General features: G+C 42.8%; 11 protein-coding genes. 5 read left to right on the top strand and 6 right to left on the bottom strand.

The window, feature by feature from the left end; all coding sequences use genetic code 11:
• Positions 1 to 52: 52 nt before the first annotated feature.
• The 5 genes from BLR84_RS00265 to BLR84_RS00245 form a co-directional block, all read right to left on the bottom strand.
• Positions 53 to 871 carry a glycerophosphodiester phosphodiesterase family protein gene (locus BLR84_RS00265; RefSeq protein WP_090462710.1) on the bottom strand — a complete coding sequence of 273 codons (819 nt, stop codon included), beginning with the start codon at positions 869 to 871 and terminating at the stop codon, positions 53 to 55.
• 36 nt (positions 872 to 907) lie between these two features.
• Entirely contained in the window at positions 908 to 3,646 is a 2,739-nt protein-coding gene (locus BLR84_RS00260) for a phosphoesterase (RefSeq protein ID WP_090462708.1), read from the bottom strand.
• Positions 3,647 to 3,723: 77 nt separating this feature from the next.
• Complete coding sequence (locus BLR84_RS00255; protein ID WP_090462706.1) at positions 3,724 to 5,328, bottom strand: SusD/RagB family nutrient-binding outer membrane lipoprotein; 1,605 nt, start codon at positions 5,326 to 5,328, stop codon at positions 3,724 to 3,726.
• 18 nt (positions 5,329 to 5,346) lie between these two features.
• Positions 5,347 to 8,664 (bottom strand): SusC/RagA family TonB-linked outer membrane protein, encoded by a 3,318-nt coding sequence (locus BLR84_RS00250; protein WP_090462703.1) that lies wholly within the window; start codon positions 8,662 to 8,664, stop codon positions 5,347 to 5,349.
• A 180-nt stretch (positions 8,665 to 8,844) separates the two neighbouring features.
• Complete coding sequence (locus tag BLR84_RS00245) at positions 8,845 to 9,429, bottom strand: phosphonate degradation HD-domain oxygenase (protein WP_090462700.1); 585 nt, start codon at positions 9,427 to 9,429, stop codon at positions 8,845 to 8,847.
• 255 nt (positions 9,430 to 9,684) lie between these two features.
• Between BLR84_RS00245 and BLR84_RS00240 the strand changes: the two genes are divergently transcribed.
• On the top strand, positions 9,685 to 10,263 hold the full coding sequence (locus tag BLR84_RS00240; RefSeq protein WP_090462697.1) for a helix-turn-helix domain-containing protein: 579 nt from the start codon (positions 9,685 to 9,687) through the stop codon (positions 10,261 to 10,263).
• A gap of 19 nt (positions 10,264 to 10,282) precedes the next feature.
• Here the strand turns inward: BLR84_RS00240 and BLR84_RS30475 are convergent, their stop codons facing one another.
• Positions 10,283 to 10,492 carry a GDCCVxC domain-containing (seleno)protein gene (locus tag BLR84_RS30475; RefSeq protein WP_090462694.1) on the bottom strand — a complete coding sequence of 70 codons (210 nt, stop codon included), beginning with the start codon at positions 10,490 to 10,492 and terminating at the stop codon, positions 10,283 to 10,285.
• Positions 10,493 to 10,687: 195 nt separating this feature from the next.
• Between BLR84_RS30475 and BLR84_RS00230 the strand changes: the two genes are divergently transcribed.
• The 4 genes from BLR84_RS00230 to BLR84_RS00215 all read left to right on the top strand — a co-directional run bounded on the left by BLR84_RS00230 (position 10,688) and on the right by BLR84_RS00215 (position 16,624).
• Positions 10,688 to 11,374, top strand: coding sequence for an HAD hydrolase-like protein (locus BLR84_RS00230; RefSeq protein WP_090462691.1), 687 nt, complete (start codon positions 10,688 to 10,690; stop codon positions 11,372 to 11,374).
• Between the two features lie 2 nt (positions 11,375 to 11,376).
• A complete protein-coding gene (locus tag BLR84_RS00225; RefSeq protein WP_090462688.1) occupies positions 11,377 to 12,723 on the top strand; it encodes a DUF5690 family protein in 1,347 nt (448 codons plus the stop codon).
• A 4-nt stretch (positions 12,724 to 12,727) separates the two neighbouring features.
• Positions 12,728 to 13,891, top strand: coding sequence for a TIGR03364 family FAD-dependent oxidoreductase (locus tag BLR84_RS00220; protein ID WP_090462684.1), 1,164 nt, complete (start codon positions 12,728 to 12,730; stop codon positions 13,889 to 13,891).
• A gap of 183 nt (positions 13,892 to 14,074) precedes the next feature.
• A complete protein-coding gene (locus tag BLR84_RS00215) occupies positions 14,075 to 16,624 on the top strand; it encodes a phosphocholine-specific phospholipase C (protein ID WP_090462681.1) in 2,550 nt (849 codons plus the stop codon).
• The last annotated feature ends 75 nt before the right edge of the window (positions 16,625 to 16,699 follow it).

Raw genomic sequence — 16,699 nt, 5'->3', positions numbered from 1 at the left:
GCCCCTCTGTAAGTCGGGGATTGCTTCGTACCTCGCAATGACGTGTTTTAAATTACCTCAAGCCTTTACTCTTTAAATATTTCACCAGTGCGGCAGGGTGATCGGTTTGCAGGCCAGATAACCCAATGGCCAGCGCCTTATCCCAATCTGCAGCACCTTCGCCGGCACTTTGAATATCGGGCCAAACGGGGATGTGTTTCTCCTCGGCCAGTTTTACCATCTCTGAGCTATACTGTTTATAGCTGCCATCCAATATATCAGGCTGATATTTAGTGATAAAATCTCCCATCCCTGCAACTGTTTTAACGCTATCGGGCAAACTCAGCATCAGGGGCATTTTGGGGGCAGCTTTACGCCAACCGCTAAACTGCGGAGCGCTGTTGATGTAAACCAACACCTGTTTCTCCATACCATATTGTTTGATCATTTGATAGGCAATGGCCGGGTCGGCAGCTTTAAAATCAAGATAGATATTGATCTTATTTTTGCACAATTGCAAGATCTGCTTAAATGTTGGGATACGGAAAACCGCCGTTGATGTAGTATCCTTATTTTTCACTGTCAGTGATTCAAGCTCAGCCAGGGTCAAATCTTTAACCTGTCCCTGGCCATTGGTCATCCGGTTTACACTGCCATCGTGCATGCTTACCAGTTCGCCGTCTTTGGTTGTCCTCAGATCGATCTCTACATAATCCGCCTCGTTTTTGATGGCTTCCTTGTATGCGGCCAATGTATTTTCCGGATAGATCACATGATCGCCACGGTGTGCGGCAATTATGAATTTGTGTTTTGATGCCGGTGCCTGATTTGGTTGCCAGTTATCACTTGCTGCTAATAAAAAGAATATTGATGTTATTAAAAGTAATTTCATTCTGATAGATTACATACTTATTAATGAGTAGCCTGCTTAGTTTTTATCAGCTACTTTTGCCGGTCTTTTTTGTTTGTAATGATCTTCCCTTTCGCGATCCTCATCGTCCATTTCGGGGCCTTTTTCAATTTTACGCCAATCTATCGTTTTGTTATACCTGCTCATGGCCTTTTGCGGATCAAACACCCGGGTATCGCTCTTTACAAAGGTATACGGGCTAAAATCGGGCTTGTCTGTAAAAAAATCTTGTAATAATGTAGCCGTAACATCGTATTGGTTTACATACGGCACATCCAGTATATTGTAAATAGTTTTTAATATCGATCCAAAGTTGGCATGAGTATGACTTACATACCCCTTTTTAACATAAGGTCCGGCCAGCATTAATATAGAACGGTGAGCATCAATATGGTCAACACCGCCCTGGGGGTCATCTTCAGTAATAATTACCAGCATATTTTTCCAGTATTTGGTACGAGATAAAAAGTGCAGAATGCGACCAACTGCAAGGTCATTATCCGCCATGTACGATTGCCTGTAAGGATATCCGTCATCAGGCCTTATATCGGCCCCATGATCATTTGGTACCTGCATCGTTATGAGCGATGGCATCTTCTTTTTTCCCTTGATCCACATTTTAATAAACTCGCCCTCAAACTGCTCCATCCTAAACTGGTCGGGAATGTTGGTATTAAAGCCGGCATAGTTATGACTTGTTCTGGTAAACAACGCTTTTTGCATAGGAACCATTACCAGATGGGCAGCCCCCGTGGTGGTATCCTGCCACTCTTCGCGCACATGGGCTGTTTCATTGGCTTCACCAAAGTTATAAAATCCCACATGCTTTCTCTCCAATGCTTCCCAAAGGCCACCTGTTTCGGCAAAGTCCTCGGGATCCATACTACCTGTTGAACCAGGAAAGCGGCGCCCCGGGGCTTTTGAAAATAATTTTGCCGTTTTGCTTACATTAGAATTTGCCTCTACCCACTCGTTGGGGATAACCCCCATCATCCAATGGTGACCATGTATGGAGGCATCACTATCGCAATAATAATTATCTGAAAAAGCAAATTGTTGTGCAGCTTTAATGTGATTAGGTGATACTTTTAATCCCGGAAATTTTACCCGTAAAGCATCGGGCAAAGTATATTCACAGTTTACACCAAAACGCGAAAGCGTACTATCCCCCTTTGCATTTTTTAACTGCCCCAGCACTTCATCATAAGTGCGATTCTCCTTAGTAATGTAAACAATATATTTAATAGGTGTAGGCGATGAGCCCGGCAATACCGGTAATGGATTTTTAGTGGTAACCGGGATATTTTTACTGATAAATGTATTATCAATAACCTGCCTGGTATAAGTTGCCAGCTGGGTCGGGCCGGGTAAAGGAACTTTTTGAAATGTACCTAACTGAATATCGCCGATATAAGTACCCTGGGGTGGCGAAACAAAACCATAGCCGCCATTTGGGCCTGCACCGTAACCCCGGCATGAAGTAATATACATTTCCTTTTCATCTGCCGACAATTTTACCCGCGAAGTTCCCCAACCAGTTGGGATTAACCCTTTTGTGGTTTTGGTTGGCACATCAATTACAGCAACGGCATTAAAACCCAATAAGGCAACATATAAGGTTTGCTCATCCTTACTCAAACAAATACCAAATGGCAGCAGTCCCCGGTATTTATCAATTCGACTGTCAACTTTAATAGGAATATCCCCTAACAGTTTATGGTTCTTGTAATCAATAATGGTAATATTATCATTGGTAGCATTTGTTACATAGGCATAACTGCCGCCCACGGTAATAGAGTTAGGGCTTGCGCCGCCTGTGACCTCTGCATCCTCCAGCATCTGCCCTATTTGGTGACCGGTTTTAAACTTATCGATCACTTTGTTGGTGGTCAAATCAATTGTGAATACACTCATGGCCTCAGGTGCCAATGGATCACCAACACCTGGTATCTTTCGCCCCTCAATTACTGTTCCTTCGCGCGATTCTTTGGTATTATCGCCATAAGGATGTTGAGATATCCGAATGGAATCGGCATTTTGAGGGGTGGCTCCTGTAATTAATGGATACGAATACATCCCCACATTGGCCACAAAAGCTGTTTTTTTATCCGGACTTAAAGCCAGACCGAAGGGCTGACGCCCAACATTAATTGAGGAGGTTATTTTTTTTGTGTTCAGATCTAATCTAACCAAGCGAAAATTTCCGCGGTCAAGCACCAATAATTCATTGTTTGCCGTGTTAAGCTGTAGATCCGAAGTAAAACTATCCTCGTAGTCCATATCGCCAACTTTACCATTTAAAGACAAAGAATCTATCCGTTCAAATTTTTCAGCATCGTAAATAATAACCGCTCCGTCATCACCCCCACTCAGATACAAAGTTTTAGAATCTGGCGAGAAAGCCACACCCAGGAATGAACCCTTTGATAAAGGTGATTTTATTTTCTTGTCGTAACTGGGCACTCTTAGAGCGCTCATTGAAGGAAGATCGATAATTTCAATAACCCCATTATGTAATGTTACCGCCTTTTTACCATCGGGTGATATAGATAAACCAAAAGGGTCATGTGTAATCCGTATAGCATTGCCTGCAGGCGTTATAAACCTGCCACTTGGTAAAACAGAAATACCGCCCTGGTTAATTTTACAGAACTGGTTGGCAGCGGGAACCTGCAAAATACTGATTTGCTTTTGCGCAAATGAAACCATGCAGGTACTTAAACAAAAAGCAAGAGATACAAGGATTTTATTATGCATAAGTTTCTATTTATTTAAAATAATAAAGACCCCCTAATTAAAGAGGGTCCTTATCAATATAAAAATACAACGAATTGTTATTTCAGTATCCACATTGTAGCGTTAATATCATCGCTGCCGCCATATTGGCTGCTTAATGCTTTATTATAATTTACTGCATTAACGGTTCTTTCTGAAGTTGGATATTCAAAACGCAGTGGTATACGCGTACCATTACCAGTACCCGGGCCGGTGGTAAAAGTAGGCACCCCAGTACGACGATAAGTAAAATATGATTCCAAACCTGAGTGGCGGAACAAGGCCAGATATTTTTGCTGCAATATTTGTTTAAGACCTGTTGCTCCGCCTGCGTATTTAACCGCGGCTTGAGCGTAATAATTAGTCCAGTTTACCGTAATGGGGTAAGTATCATAACTCGACTGATCTGCAGGGCCCTTTGTAGCACCCGGACGATAAAAATAAGCGGTAAATATACCTGTACCTGTTGGAATGGCATAATACTGGAATGACGCCTGTATACCGTTAACATAATACGTTTCGGCATTGCCCGATGCCCAACCCAGGTTAATACCTTCGGCAATATTAAACATCAGTTCCGGGTAACCTATCTGTATACTCGGTTCGCCGGTATAAGTTGAATAAAAGTGCTTACGGTTTATAAATGAGTAACGCTGCAATGTAGCGTTATTATACATCACACCAAGGTCAAGACCCGGATCGGCGCCAATAAATGCGGCAAAATCAGTCGGGCTTTTTTTCAGGGTATCTACACTATAGCGCGAAGGCTCGGCAGTTACAAATACCCTCGGGTCGTTAAATTGGGTAAGTAAGCCAACATAAGTTGCAGACATATTTTGTCTTGACCCGTTTTGTCCAAAATTATCTGGATTTTGAGGATAGTAGTTGCTTGGCGCTACAAATTTGTATTGCAGGTTATCATCATTGCTGGTCATTAAAGGATACTGCGTTGGATTAGCAATGATATTAGCAAACTGAGTTTTAACATCAATATCCACAGTTTTTTTGCTTAAAGCAAGCAGCAACCTTATCCTAAAAGTGTTAACCGTTTTTTGCCATTTAGTCAAATCGTTACCCAAATAAATATCATTTGAAAGCGTTGCACCAACACCTGTGCCACCTACTGTTGGATCTTTGATCAACTGGGCCAAATCGGTGTTAGCACTCTCTAACCAGGCCAGTGCCTGAGTCATTACAGCTTTTTGAGTGTCATAAGTTGGCGTAAGGTTATCCAGCCCTTTTAACGCGTCGGTCATTGGGATATCGCCTTCTTCCAAACTCATTTTGCTAAAGAAATAGGCCCTGAAAAACTTCCCTAATGCTTCATATGGGTTAACCGCGGCACCACCAGAAGCGGCAGCTTGTTTCTCCATAACTAACACGTTTTTTAAGGAATTATAGTAGTTATCACCGCCGCTGGCAAAGCCATCATACCGGTTATTGCCATAATAATCGTAGTTATAGATGTAATACTGGCAATATATCTCGTTACTGCTTTGCGGCAGATCGGCCATTTTATTTAATATACCGTTAAATAACAGCGATGCAGGCACGGTGCTGGGCACGTTGTTATTCTTGGTCAGATCTTCAAAGCTCTTTTTACAGCCCGTTACCGCCAATACCATAAATACCGGCAGTAAGTAATTGATAAATATCTTTTTCATCATTATTCAATTTTTAAATTAGAATGATACATTTAAGTTGACACCATAGCTACGTACGGTTGGCGACTGTAAAACAGTGCTTGAGGTAGCATAGTTGTATTGATCTAAATCCACATCCTTAAAGCGTTTGTCACCATAGAAATACAATAAGTTACGGCCATATACCGATAGGGATGCTTTTCTGATGAACGATTTATCAAGCCATGCTTTCGGGAAATCATAACCCAGTGTTACTTCGCGCAGTTTGGAGAATGTTTTGCTCATGAGGTTTGACTCATCAACATTGTAATACTTACTCACATAATCCTGTACCAAAGCGGTTTGTTTGTTAGGTGAGTATTGCAATGCGGCGTAGTTTATTATTTTACCTGTTACTGGATCGTAATTGATAGATGTTCCGTTTGATACGGTTACACCTTCGCCCACGTAGCTGCCATTGTAACCTGCTTTACCAAAGTTTTGCCAGTCTTTATAACGGGCATCACCAAGGGCGCCTGTAGCTGTTTCAATATTGGCACCACCACGCATGGTTTTATTGTGCATGTAATCAATAATTACACCACCAACAGATCCGTCAAACTGGAAACCCAGGTTAAAGTTTTTATAATGGAATTTGTTGGCAACACTCCATTGGTATTTAGCATTTTCGTTACCCAGGTACTGGGCAACAGGTAACACCAAAGGTTTACCGGCAGCGTCATTAATGATCTGCCCTTGTGGAGTTCTTGCAAAGGCAGTACCATATAACTTATCGGTACGGTCGCCTTGTTTAAAGAACTGATTGTAAGTATTCTGATATCCGGTGGGACTGGTTTTATCCGGTGGCAATTGCTCGTATACATCTTTAAAGGTTGATACGTTAACCAGAACATTCCAGCTAAAGCCGCCTAAGTTTTTGATCGGTGTACCTTCTATGGAAGCTTCATAACCAGTTTTTCTGGTTTTTAAAGCATTCAGGTATAAAGTGGTGTAACCGGTAGCGGTTGAAATGCTGTTAGCTAATATCTGCGGACCATCAATGTATTGGAAAGCCGTAGCAGAAAGACCTAAACGGTTTTGTAAGAATTTAATATCAAAACCTTCTTCGTAGTTAACACGGGTTGATGTTTTGATACCGTTCTGGTATAGGAAGTCGGAGGCTGAAGCTGCCGGCTGGCTGTTGTATGGTTTGCTGGTTAAGTAAAACGGATTAAGCTGATAGCTTGGGCCGTTGTATGGCGAGTTATAAGTACTGCCATAACCCAGCGGATTCAGGAATAAGGGATTAGCGTTAGGGTTGCTGGTAGTTGTTGAACCACCATATACCGAAATAGCATTAAAAGGAGCAGGACCGATGGTTGGGCTCGAAGCATCAGCCTTAACTGTTGAATATGATGCCCTTGCTTTTAAGAAGGAAACAACTTCAGGCAGTTTAATGTAATCAGAGATCACCGTGGCTGCCGATAAGCTTGGATAATAATAAGTAGTTACGTTTTGGAAAGCTGATGATTTATCAACACGACCGGTGCTTGATAAAGTAGCATATTTACCAAAAGTAGCATCTAAAGAGTAATAACCACTCAATACACGCTCTTGTGAACTAAAGCTGGTTGACTGTATCGCGTTTTTTGAGTTGCTGAAGGAATAAACCTCAGGTACATTCAAATAATCGGTTGATGTCCAGCTGGAGTTATAATTAAAACTACGCAAGTTTGAACCTACCACACCCGATAAATTCAGGAATTTTTGAATGGTGTAGTTATAGTTTAACATTAACTCTGTGTTGTTATCAAACAGGTTACGGCGATCTTCGCGGTAATCGCCCTGGTTACCTTCACGGCCATAAGGGTGAGCAGAGAAAGGCAGATCCTCTGTACGTAAGATGTTATAGGTATCAATCTGTGAACGTAAAGTAGCATTCAGGTTATCATTGATCTTAAAGTTACCGGATACATACCCATAAACATCATTTTTATAATGTCCCCTTGTCCATTTTTCAGTTAACAAATAAGGGTTATGGTAACGGGTATACTCGGCAAATACCGATTGAACACCTTCTTTACCCGGTTGCCAGATAGCTTTGATATCAGGTGCGTTAATATTCCAGTCGGCACCGGTCCATACAGCTATATTGTAAATAATACTGTTCGGACCGTATTGTACGTCAGGGAAATTATCAGTTGACTGTCTGTTGAAATCAACGTTAGCTTCAAATTTCCAACGGCTGGTTGGTGTAAATGATGCGTAAAAGTTAGCATTGGCTATATCCAGGTATTGTGCAGGAATATAGCTGGTTTGATGCTGTTGTGAAACCGAAAAACGGGTAACATAAGTATCACCAACCGCACCCAATGAAATATTGTTATTGGTTTGATATCCTGTTTTCAAGAAGTTTTTCAGGTTATCTTTACCACGTGCAACCCATGGAGTCCCCTGGCGTACGCCGTTAACAACAGGGCTGTCATATTGTGGTATTAACTGACCTGCAAAATAAGGACCCCAAACGTCATAATCACTATCCACACCACCTGGTGCGCCACCTTTACCATCAACAAAGGTATAAAAAGTGTTTTCGCCCGGACCAAATGAGCTTTGTGTACGTGGGAATGCCAGGAAACCGGTATTCATCACGGTACTGCTGTTAATATCAACTGTTAATCCTTTTTTGTTCTTTTCACCTTTTTTAGTGGTGATCAGGATAGCGCCATTTTGTGCGCGGCTACCATATAACGCGGCTGCAGCAGGGCCTTTCAATACAGTATAGGTTTCAATATCATCAGGACTGATATTATAAGTATCTGTATTGATCGGGAAACCGTCAACCACATACAGGGTTACCGAGTTACCCCTTATTAATACCGAAGGGTTACCCAATAACTCCGCCGATGGACCTACCGATAAACCCGCCACTTTACCTGTTAAACCGGTAATAGGGTTAGGGTCACGTGCGGTAGTTACATCGGCACCGTTAACTGCCTGCAGGGCATAACCAATACGACGGGTTTCCTTTTTAACACCTAGAGCGGTTACAACAACCTCATTAAGGGTTCGGCTATTACCGTTCATGCTTACATTGATAATGGCCTTGTCGCTCACTACTACAGATTGCGGGGTATAGCCAATAAATGTAAAAATGAGTGTTTGCCCATTGGAGGCTGTCAGAAAGTAATGACCATCCACATCGGTAACAGTACCTTTGGTTTGATCTTTAATTCTCACACTTACTCCCGGAAGCGGCAAATGGTTTTCGTCGGTAACTGTACCGCTTATTTTGGTTTGTCCAAATAAAATAGATGGCGTTATACAAAATAATAAAACCGTGATAAGGTTTTTTAGTCTCTGGTAAAACTTGTTCATCTGCTAAAATTTAAAGGTGAAAGGATTGATTTTTTCATGCAGCAATACTAAACTTTGTTTATTATTAGTAAACCAACTTAGTATTAAGCTATACTTAATCTTATGTTCACCCTGTGTTAAGCAGGCAGTTTTTGTAACAGCGTAATTACATATATCTTACAAAAACTTAATATGGGAATATCAACTGTTTACCAGTTGCAAATGGGTTAGCGCTATAGATTTTAAATAATCGAGGTTATTTACGGGTTGGTTCATCTCTTTGGCCATGTCATCCCAGTAGCGAAGCCGTATAATCAGCTCAGCATCAGGGTTCGACTCAAAATCCGTAGCCTCTTCTTCGGTCATCACACCTCCCTGAAATTCCAGCGTAGCCTTGCTCGCGTCAGACAACCGGTTGTAATATTCCGGATATTTATAAGTCAGGTAACGCTTCGCTATCACGTGGCCCTGCACCAGGTTGGCCACCCTTTCAGAAAAACCACGCTCCAATAAATAATCGGCACCCAGTTTTTCATGATCAACGTTACCCATGCCATCCATGCTTCCTGCCTCCTCTGCATCAGCACATAAATGACCTATATCATGGAAAAAAGCGGCCAGTACCACCTCGTCATCAAAACCTTCGGCCTGGGCCAAAGCAGCGGCTTGCGACATGTGTTCCAGTTGCGAAACCGGTTCGCCTATATAATCTTCGTCACCGAATTTCACATAAAGTGAAAACACTTCATTTACAACAGCCTGCGGATCATATTGAGAAAAAGCCATGGTTAGTTTATTTTCTGCAAATAAAGGGTATCCACATTATGAAAATATTAAATGTTTGTAAAATATCGTTTATACTTAATATTAATAGTTGTTTAAACGTTATTAAGTCATTACTATCATTATTAGGTATTTAAGTAACTGTATGAGCTTTTTCCGGAAGTCAATTTTGGTGCGGCCATAATTTATCGGCGGCTTTTGAGTTTTGACTTTTGGATTTTGAAAACTACTTTGCACCCGCTAACTGGAAACTAACCAATGGAAGAAGACATACTGATACAGATCAGTAACCGGATAAAAGAACGCCGCCGCGAAAAAAACATCACCGTACAGGAACTAGCCATACGGGCCAATGTAAGTAAGGGATTAATATCACAGATTGAGAACAGCCGTACCATACCATCACTCATGGTACTCATTGAGATCATTAAAGCCCTGGAAATTGACCTGAATGAATTTTTCAAAGATATCCGCTCAAAAAGTGACCATTTGCCTGTATTGATAAAACGCAAACATGAGTATGATCATTTTGAAAAAGAGCATGCCATCGGCTTCCATTACCAGCGCATTTTTACCCAATCCATAACACAATCAACTGTTGATATTGTCATATTGGAGCTTGAACCCGGTGCCCTGCGCCCACTGGTGGAAACCGATGCCTTCGAGTACAAATATATTTTACAGGGTGATGTAGAATATCAGTTCAATGACGACCGAATAATCATAAACCAGGGCGATTCCATGTTATTTGATGGCCGCATCCCTCATACCCCAAAAAACCTGGGCAAAACCACAGCCATTATGCTCGCGGTTTATTTTTTTGAAGAAAAAAAATAACGACTGTTTTATTATTAAATTAATTGCAGCACGAACCCTTGACCTGTATAGGTGGACATTTATAAGTACCATAGCTGCAAAAAACGCAGCAATCCCCTTCTTTGGGCTTCAATAAAGCCCTGCAGTTATCGCATTGGTAAAAATACTGGCAGGCATTCTCAGGCATTTCCTCCTGCTTTTTAAAGCCGCAGACCGGACAGGTAATTTCCGAAACGAGTATTACTTCCATATTTAAATTTAGTTTTATTTTTCAATATTATAACTTGTATAGAGGCGCTTATTTACTTCGTCAACAAGGGCTTATTCTGCAATATAGGATATGGCTCCTACGGAAATTTCTTGCCCCTTAACTATATCTTAACACAAATTTAGTTTGGTATTAATAAACAAAGTTTACTATTGCTAAACAATATTTATCAACATTATGGCCATTAAATTAGTAGTATTTGACATTGCCGGCACTACGGTTAAAGACGATCAGGAAGTAAGCAAAGCCTTTCAGGCGGCTTTAAAAAAATATAATTATAACATCGAACTTAACCGGATCGACCCTTTAATGGGCTATGAAAAAACACTGGCCATCAAACAAATATTGTTATTGATTGAAAACGATACCGATAAAATTACTCCCGAACTGATCAGCGATATCCATAAAGAATTTGTTCAGCAGATGATCCGTTTTTACCAATACGAACCAGGTATTGAGCCCCTGCCCCATGCAGAAGAAACACTGGCAGCCCTACGCGCGGCCGGTGTAAAAGTAGGTATCAACACCGGCTTTTCACGCGATATTGCCGATACCATAGTAACCCGCCTGCAATGGCGCGAAAAAGGGTTAATTGATTACGTAGTTGGATCTGACGAAGTAGAGCTTGGTCGTCCGCATCCTTATATGATCCAAAAGATGATGCTGGAGGCGGGTATTACCGATCCGCTACAGGTTGTTAAAGTTGGCGATACTGAAGTTGACGTACGCGAAGGTCAAAACGTAGGTTGCAAATATGTTATTGCCGTAACTACCGGAGCATTTACCCGTGAGCAGTTAGAGCCTTATAACCCCAGCCACATTATTGATGATATAGCACAGGTAATTGACATCATAAATCAATAAAAATGCTAAAACTGATGGACCACCTCAGGGTAAAAGTAGCCAGATGGCCTTATTCCCTGTTATCAATAATGGCGGCTGTGGCCTCATTCGGTTTGTATACTTCCATGTATGCATTTCGTAAAGCTTTTGCGGCAGGCACTTTTACCGGTCAGCAATATCTGCATATTGATTACAAGGTATGGCTGGTGATAGCCCAGGTGGTAGGCTATACTTTCAGCAAGTTTTATGGTATCCGCTTTATAGCCGAGGTAAACAGCAAAAACAGGGCCCGCTATATTTTAACACTAATAGGCATTGCCTGGATGGCATTGCTTGCCTTTGCTGTTGTACCAGCTCCCTTCAATATCATTTTCCTGTTCATCAACGGCTTTCCGCTGGGACTGATATGGGGTTTGGTATTTGGTTACCTGGAAGGTCGTCGCTCTACCGAATTTATGGCCGCGGTATTATCCATCAGCTTAATATTTGCCTCGGGTTTTGTAAAAACCGTTGGCCGCACCCTGCTCAGCGTTTTTCATGTAAACGAATACCATATGCCCTTTTTAACAGGCGCCATATTTGTATTACCACTTTTGCTGTTTGTATTTTGTATGGAGCTGATGCCAGCCCCTACGGCCGAAGACCAAAAGCTGCGTACCAAACGCAGCCCCATGAACGCCGCCGAACGTAAACAATTCCTGATGCGGTTTTTACCGGGCATCATCCTTACCATTATCATTTATGTACTACTCACTATTATGCGTGATGTGCGCGATAATTTTGAGGTGGAGATCTGGGCCGATCTGGGTGTGAAAAGCAACAGCATTTATACCAATATCGACTCCATCATATCCATCATTGTACTGGTTGCTATGAGTTTGCTTATCCTGGTTAAAAAGAACTTAAAGGCTTTCAGTATCATTCACCTGCTTATCATCGGTGGCTGCCTATTGGTGGGGATATCAACCATGCTGTTTACCATGAAACTGATCAGTCCGATAAGCTGGATGACCATGGCCGGACTTGGTCTATACCTGGGTTATGTGCCTTACAATGCCATATTTTTTGAGCGGATGATAGCCACTTTTAACTATAAAAGCAACGTAGGTTTTATCATGTATGTAGCCGACTCCATGGGCTATCTGGGCAGTGTAAGCATCCTGCTGGTAAAAGAACTTGGCCATCCAAACATTAGCTGGGGCCACTTTTTCCAGGAAGGTGTTATGATTGTTGGTCTTGTTGGCGGCATCTGTGGTGTGCTATCGCTCATTTACTTTTTGCAGAGCGCCAGGCCAAGTCAAAATTCAAAAGTTAAAAGTCAAAAAAAACTTGATTTAACTGGTGATGATCTGATAACCATATCAAACTAAAAAAATGAATACAAACCCATCAGAAAACTCCCCCTTTAGGGGGCGGGGGGGCTCCGCAATCATCATAGGAGCGGGTATTGTTGGTTTAGCCACAGCTCGCGCCTTAGCCATGCGTGGCTATAAGGTAACCGTATTTGAGCGTAACGAACGTGCCATTGGCGCATCCATTCGTAATTTTGGCATGGTATGGCCAATCGGGCAGGCAACCGGACCGATGTTTGATCGCGCTATGCTGTCGCGCAGTATCTGGAAAACCATTTGTACCGAAGCTGGTATATGGCATAATGAAGTAGGCTCATTGCACCTGGCTTATCATGATGATGAGTTGCAGGCGATTAAAGAATATGTAGAGGTTAATCACCAATTCAGGGATTGTGCCTTATTAACCCCGGCTCAAACCTTTGCCAAATCCTTGGCGGTTAATCCGGAGGGATTAAAAGGCGCGTTATGGAGTGGCGAAGATATGATCGTAGAATCGCGCGAGGCTGTTGGGCAGGTAGCCAAATACCTGGCCGAAAAATATGGTGTGGAATTTCACTGGAACACTGCCATTAGTCGTATCGAGCACCCTAAAGTAATATCAGGCAGCCAAAGCTGGCAGGCCGATGAAATATTTGTATGCAGCGGTGCCGAGTTTGAAACGCTATATCCTGAGTTGTTTGCTCAAACCCCCATCACTAAATGTAAACTGCAAATGATGCGCCTGGTTACCCAGCCTGATGAATGGCGTATAGGCCCGTCATTATGTGGTGGTTTATCCATGATCCATTACCCTGGTTTTCAGTCGGCAGTTTCGCTACCGGCTTTGCGCAAACGTTATGAAGAACAGTATGCTACGCATTTGAAATGGGGCATCCACGTAATGGTTTCGCAAAATGGCAGTGGTGAACTCACCATCGGCGATTCGCATGAATATGGCCTGGTACACGATCCTTTTGACAAGGCATTTATTAATAATTTAATAATAGAGTACTTACATACTTTTGCCACCTTTAAGGACTGGAAACTCCTGCAGTCATGGCATGGTATTTACCCCAAAATGACTAACGGGGCAACCGAGCTGGTGGTCGAGATCGAACCTGGTGTAACCATTATCAACGGAATGGGCGGTAACGGTATGACGCTTTCATTTGGCTTGTGCGAGGAAGTAATAGCAGCAAGAGGTTAGTCCATGGACCATGGTCGATAGCCCCATAGGTTAATTTAAAATTTAGAAACACAGACACGGATAATAGATTTTAAAATTTCTTAATATTGACAAACTAATCATGGTCTATGGACCATCGACTATGGACCAAAACAACAACCATGGTCTATGGACTATCGACCATGGACCAATAAATAAATACTAATGTTTGATACCCGCAGAGACTTTTTAAAGAAAGCAGCATTATTGACCGGTGCGGCTGGCATGGCCAGTATTTTGCCCGAATCTATTCAAAAAGCGATGGCCATTAACCCGGCCGCCGGCAGTACCTACCTGGATGCCGAGCATATCGTGATCCTGATGCAGGAAAACCGCTCTTTTGACCATACCTATGGTACGCTTAAAGGCGTGCGCGGATATAACGATCCGCGGGCAATTGATCTGCCTAATAAAAATAAAGTATGGCTGCAATCCAACAAAGCCGGTGAAACTTATGCTCCTTTTCGCCTGGATATCAAAGGTACCAAAGCTACCTGGATGTCATCGTTACCACATTCCTGGGCCAACCAGGTAAATGCCCGTAACGATGGCAAGTATGATGAGTGGCTCAATGTAAAACAAAACGGTATTAAAGAGTATAAGCACATGCCGCTTACCATGGGTTATTATAACCGGGAGGATCTGCCCTTTTATTATGCCCTGGCCGATGCCTTTACCGTGTGCGACCAGAATTTTTGCTCGGCATTAACCGGCACCAACCCTAACAGGTTATATTTCTGGAGCGGTACCATACGCGCCGAGCAGCATGAAGATTCGCTGGCCCACGTATGGAACGATGATATGGATTATGGCACGCTCAACTGGGCTACTTTTCCGGAACGCTTAGAAGATCATGGCATCTCCTGGAAGCATTACCAGAACGAGGTGGCTATTGACAGCGGTTTTGAAGGTGAGGAAGATTCATGGCTATCAAACTTCCAGGATAACCCTTTGGAATTTTTTGGCCAGTACAACATCAAGCTGCATGATAACCATATTACCTATCTGCAAAAAAGATTTACGCTTTTGCCCGATGAGATAAGCGCGCTTGAGAAACAAATAGCCGCTTTGCCTGCCGGCGATGCGCATATCGATCACCTGCAAAAACAGCTGAAACAGAAAAAACGCGACCTGGATAATATCAAAAAGGATATGGCCAGTCTTGATCCAGGCAAATTCGTTACTTTATCGCAACGCGAAAAAAACCTGCACCAGAAAGGTTTTGTCACCAATACCAATGATCCGCATTATCGCGAACTGGTAAACCTGAAATATGATGATAACGGCACCGAACGCGAACTGCTGGTACCCAAAGGTGATGTGTTACATCAATTCAGGCAAGATGTAAAAACGGGGCAATTACCAACCGTATCCTGGATCTCGGCTCCTGAAAACTTCTCGGACCATCCCAGCGCCGCCTGGTTTGGTGCCTGGTACGTGTCCGAAGTAATGGATATCCTGACCCAGAATCCCGAGGTTTGGAAGAAAACTATTTTCATATTAGCCTACGACGAAAACGATGGTTACTTTGATCACGTTCCGCCATTTGTAGTGCCGCATTCTAAAAAACCGGGTACGGGTTTAACTTCGAAAGGCATTGATACCAGTGTTGATTTTGTGACCCTTGCACAGGAAAAAGCCCGCAATAATTTCCCCCAGATGTTTGACAGGGAATGCTCTATAGGCCTGGGTTTCCGCGTGCCTTTGGTTATCGCTTCCCCATGGTCAAGGGGCGGCTGGGTGAACTCCGAGGTGTTTGACCATACCTCTACCCTGCAATTCCTGGAGAACTTTTTAAGTAAAAAAACAGGTAAAAAAGTTACCGAGCCTAACATCAGCAGCTGGCGCCGTACCATCTGCGGCGATTTGACCAGCGTTTTCAGACCCTATAATGGTGAAAAGATAGCCAACCCAGAGTTTGTAGCCAAAGATGCTTTTTTAGAGAGTATACACCAGGCCAAATTTAAAAAGCTGCCTACCTATAAACTGCTTACTGCCGATGAGATTGCGCAGATTAACAAAGATCCGCACTCATCGCCATACATGCCGCAACAGGAAAAAGGTATCAAACCATCGTGCGCTCTGCCCTACCAGCTATATGCCGATGGTAAGCTGAGTGCCGATAAAAAATCGTTCGAAATAAAATTCACTGCCGATAACAAGGTATTTGGCGATAAAGCTACCGGAGCCCCCTTTAATGTTTATGCGCCGGGTAAATACGTTAGTTTTAATGATCCGCAGCAGATGGAAGCGTTGCGTACCTGGGCTTATGCGCTTACCGCAGGCGATAGCCTTACTGATAACTGGCCGGTACATGAATTTGAGAATGGTGAGTACTATCTGCGTGTTTACGGCCCTAACGGTTTCTTCCGGGAGTACAAAGGCAACGCCAACGATCCACACCTGGATGTAACCTGCGATTACGAACATACAGGCAATAAGCTTACTGGTAACGTGGCCGTAAAACTGGCCAACGCTGATGGCAAAGCCCACACCATCGAGATCACGGACCATGCTTATAAAACCAACAACCTTAAAAAGGTATTAGCAGCTAAAGGGCAAAGTACACTGATACTTAACCTGGCCAAAAGCCATGGCTGGTATGATTTCAGCGTAAAAGTCGCTGGCAGCCAATTATTTGAGAAAAGGTATGCTGGTCGTGTAGAAACCGGGCAACACAGCTTTAGTGATCCGCTAATGGGGAAAGTAGTTTAGGTTAATCCTCCATAATAAAAAAGGCCGGGCATCAATGCCCGGCCTTTTTGTTGCTCTTAACTCTAAACACACGTC

This window comes from Mucilaginibacter sp. OK268 (assembly GCF_900103125.1).
In the GTDB taxonomy this organism is placed as follows: Bacteria; Bacteroidota; Bacteroidia; order Sphingobacteriales; family Sphingobacteriaceae; genus Mucilaginibacter.
Note: the sequence above shows the minus strand (reverse complement) of the source record. Positions and strands in the feature narration are given on the sequence as shown.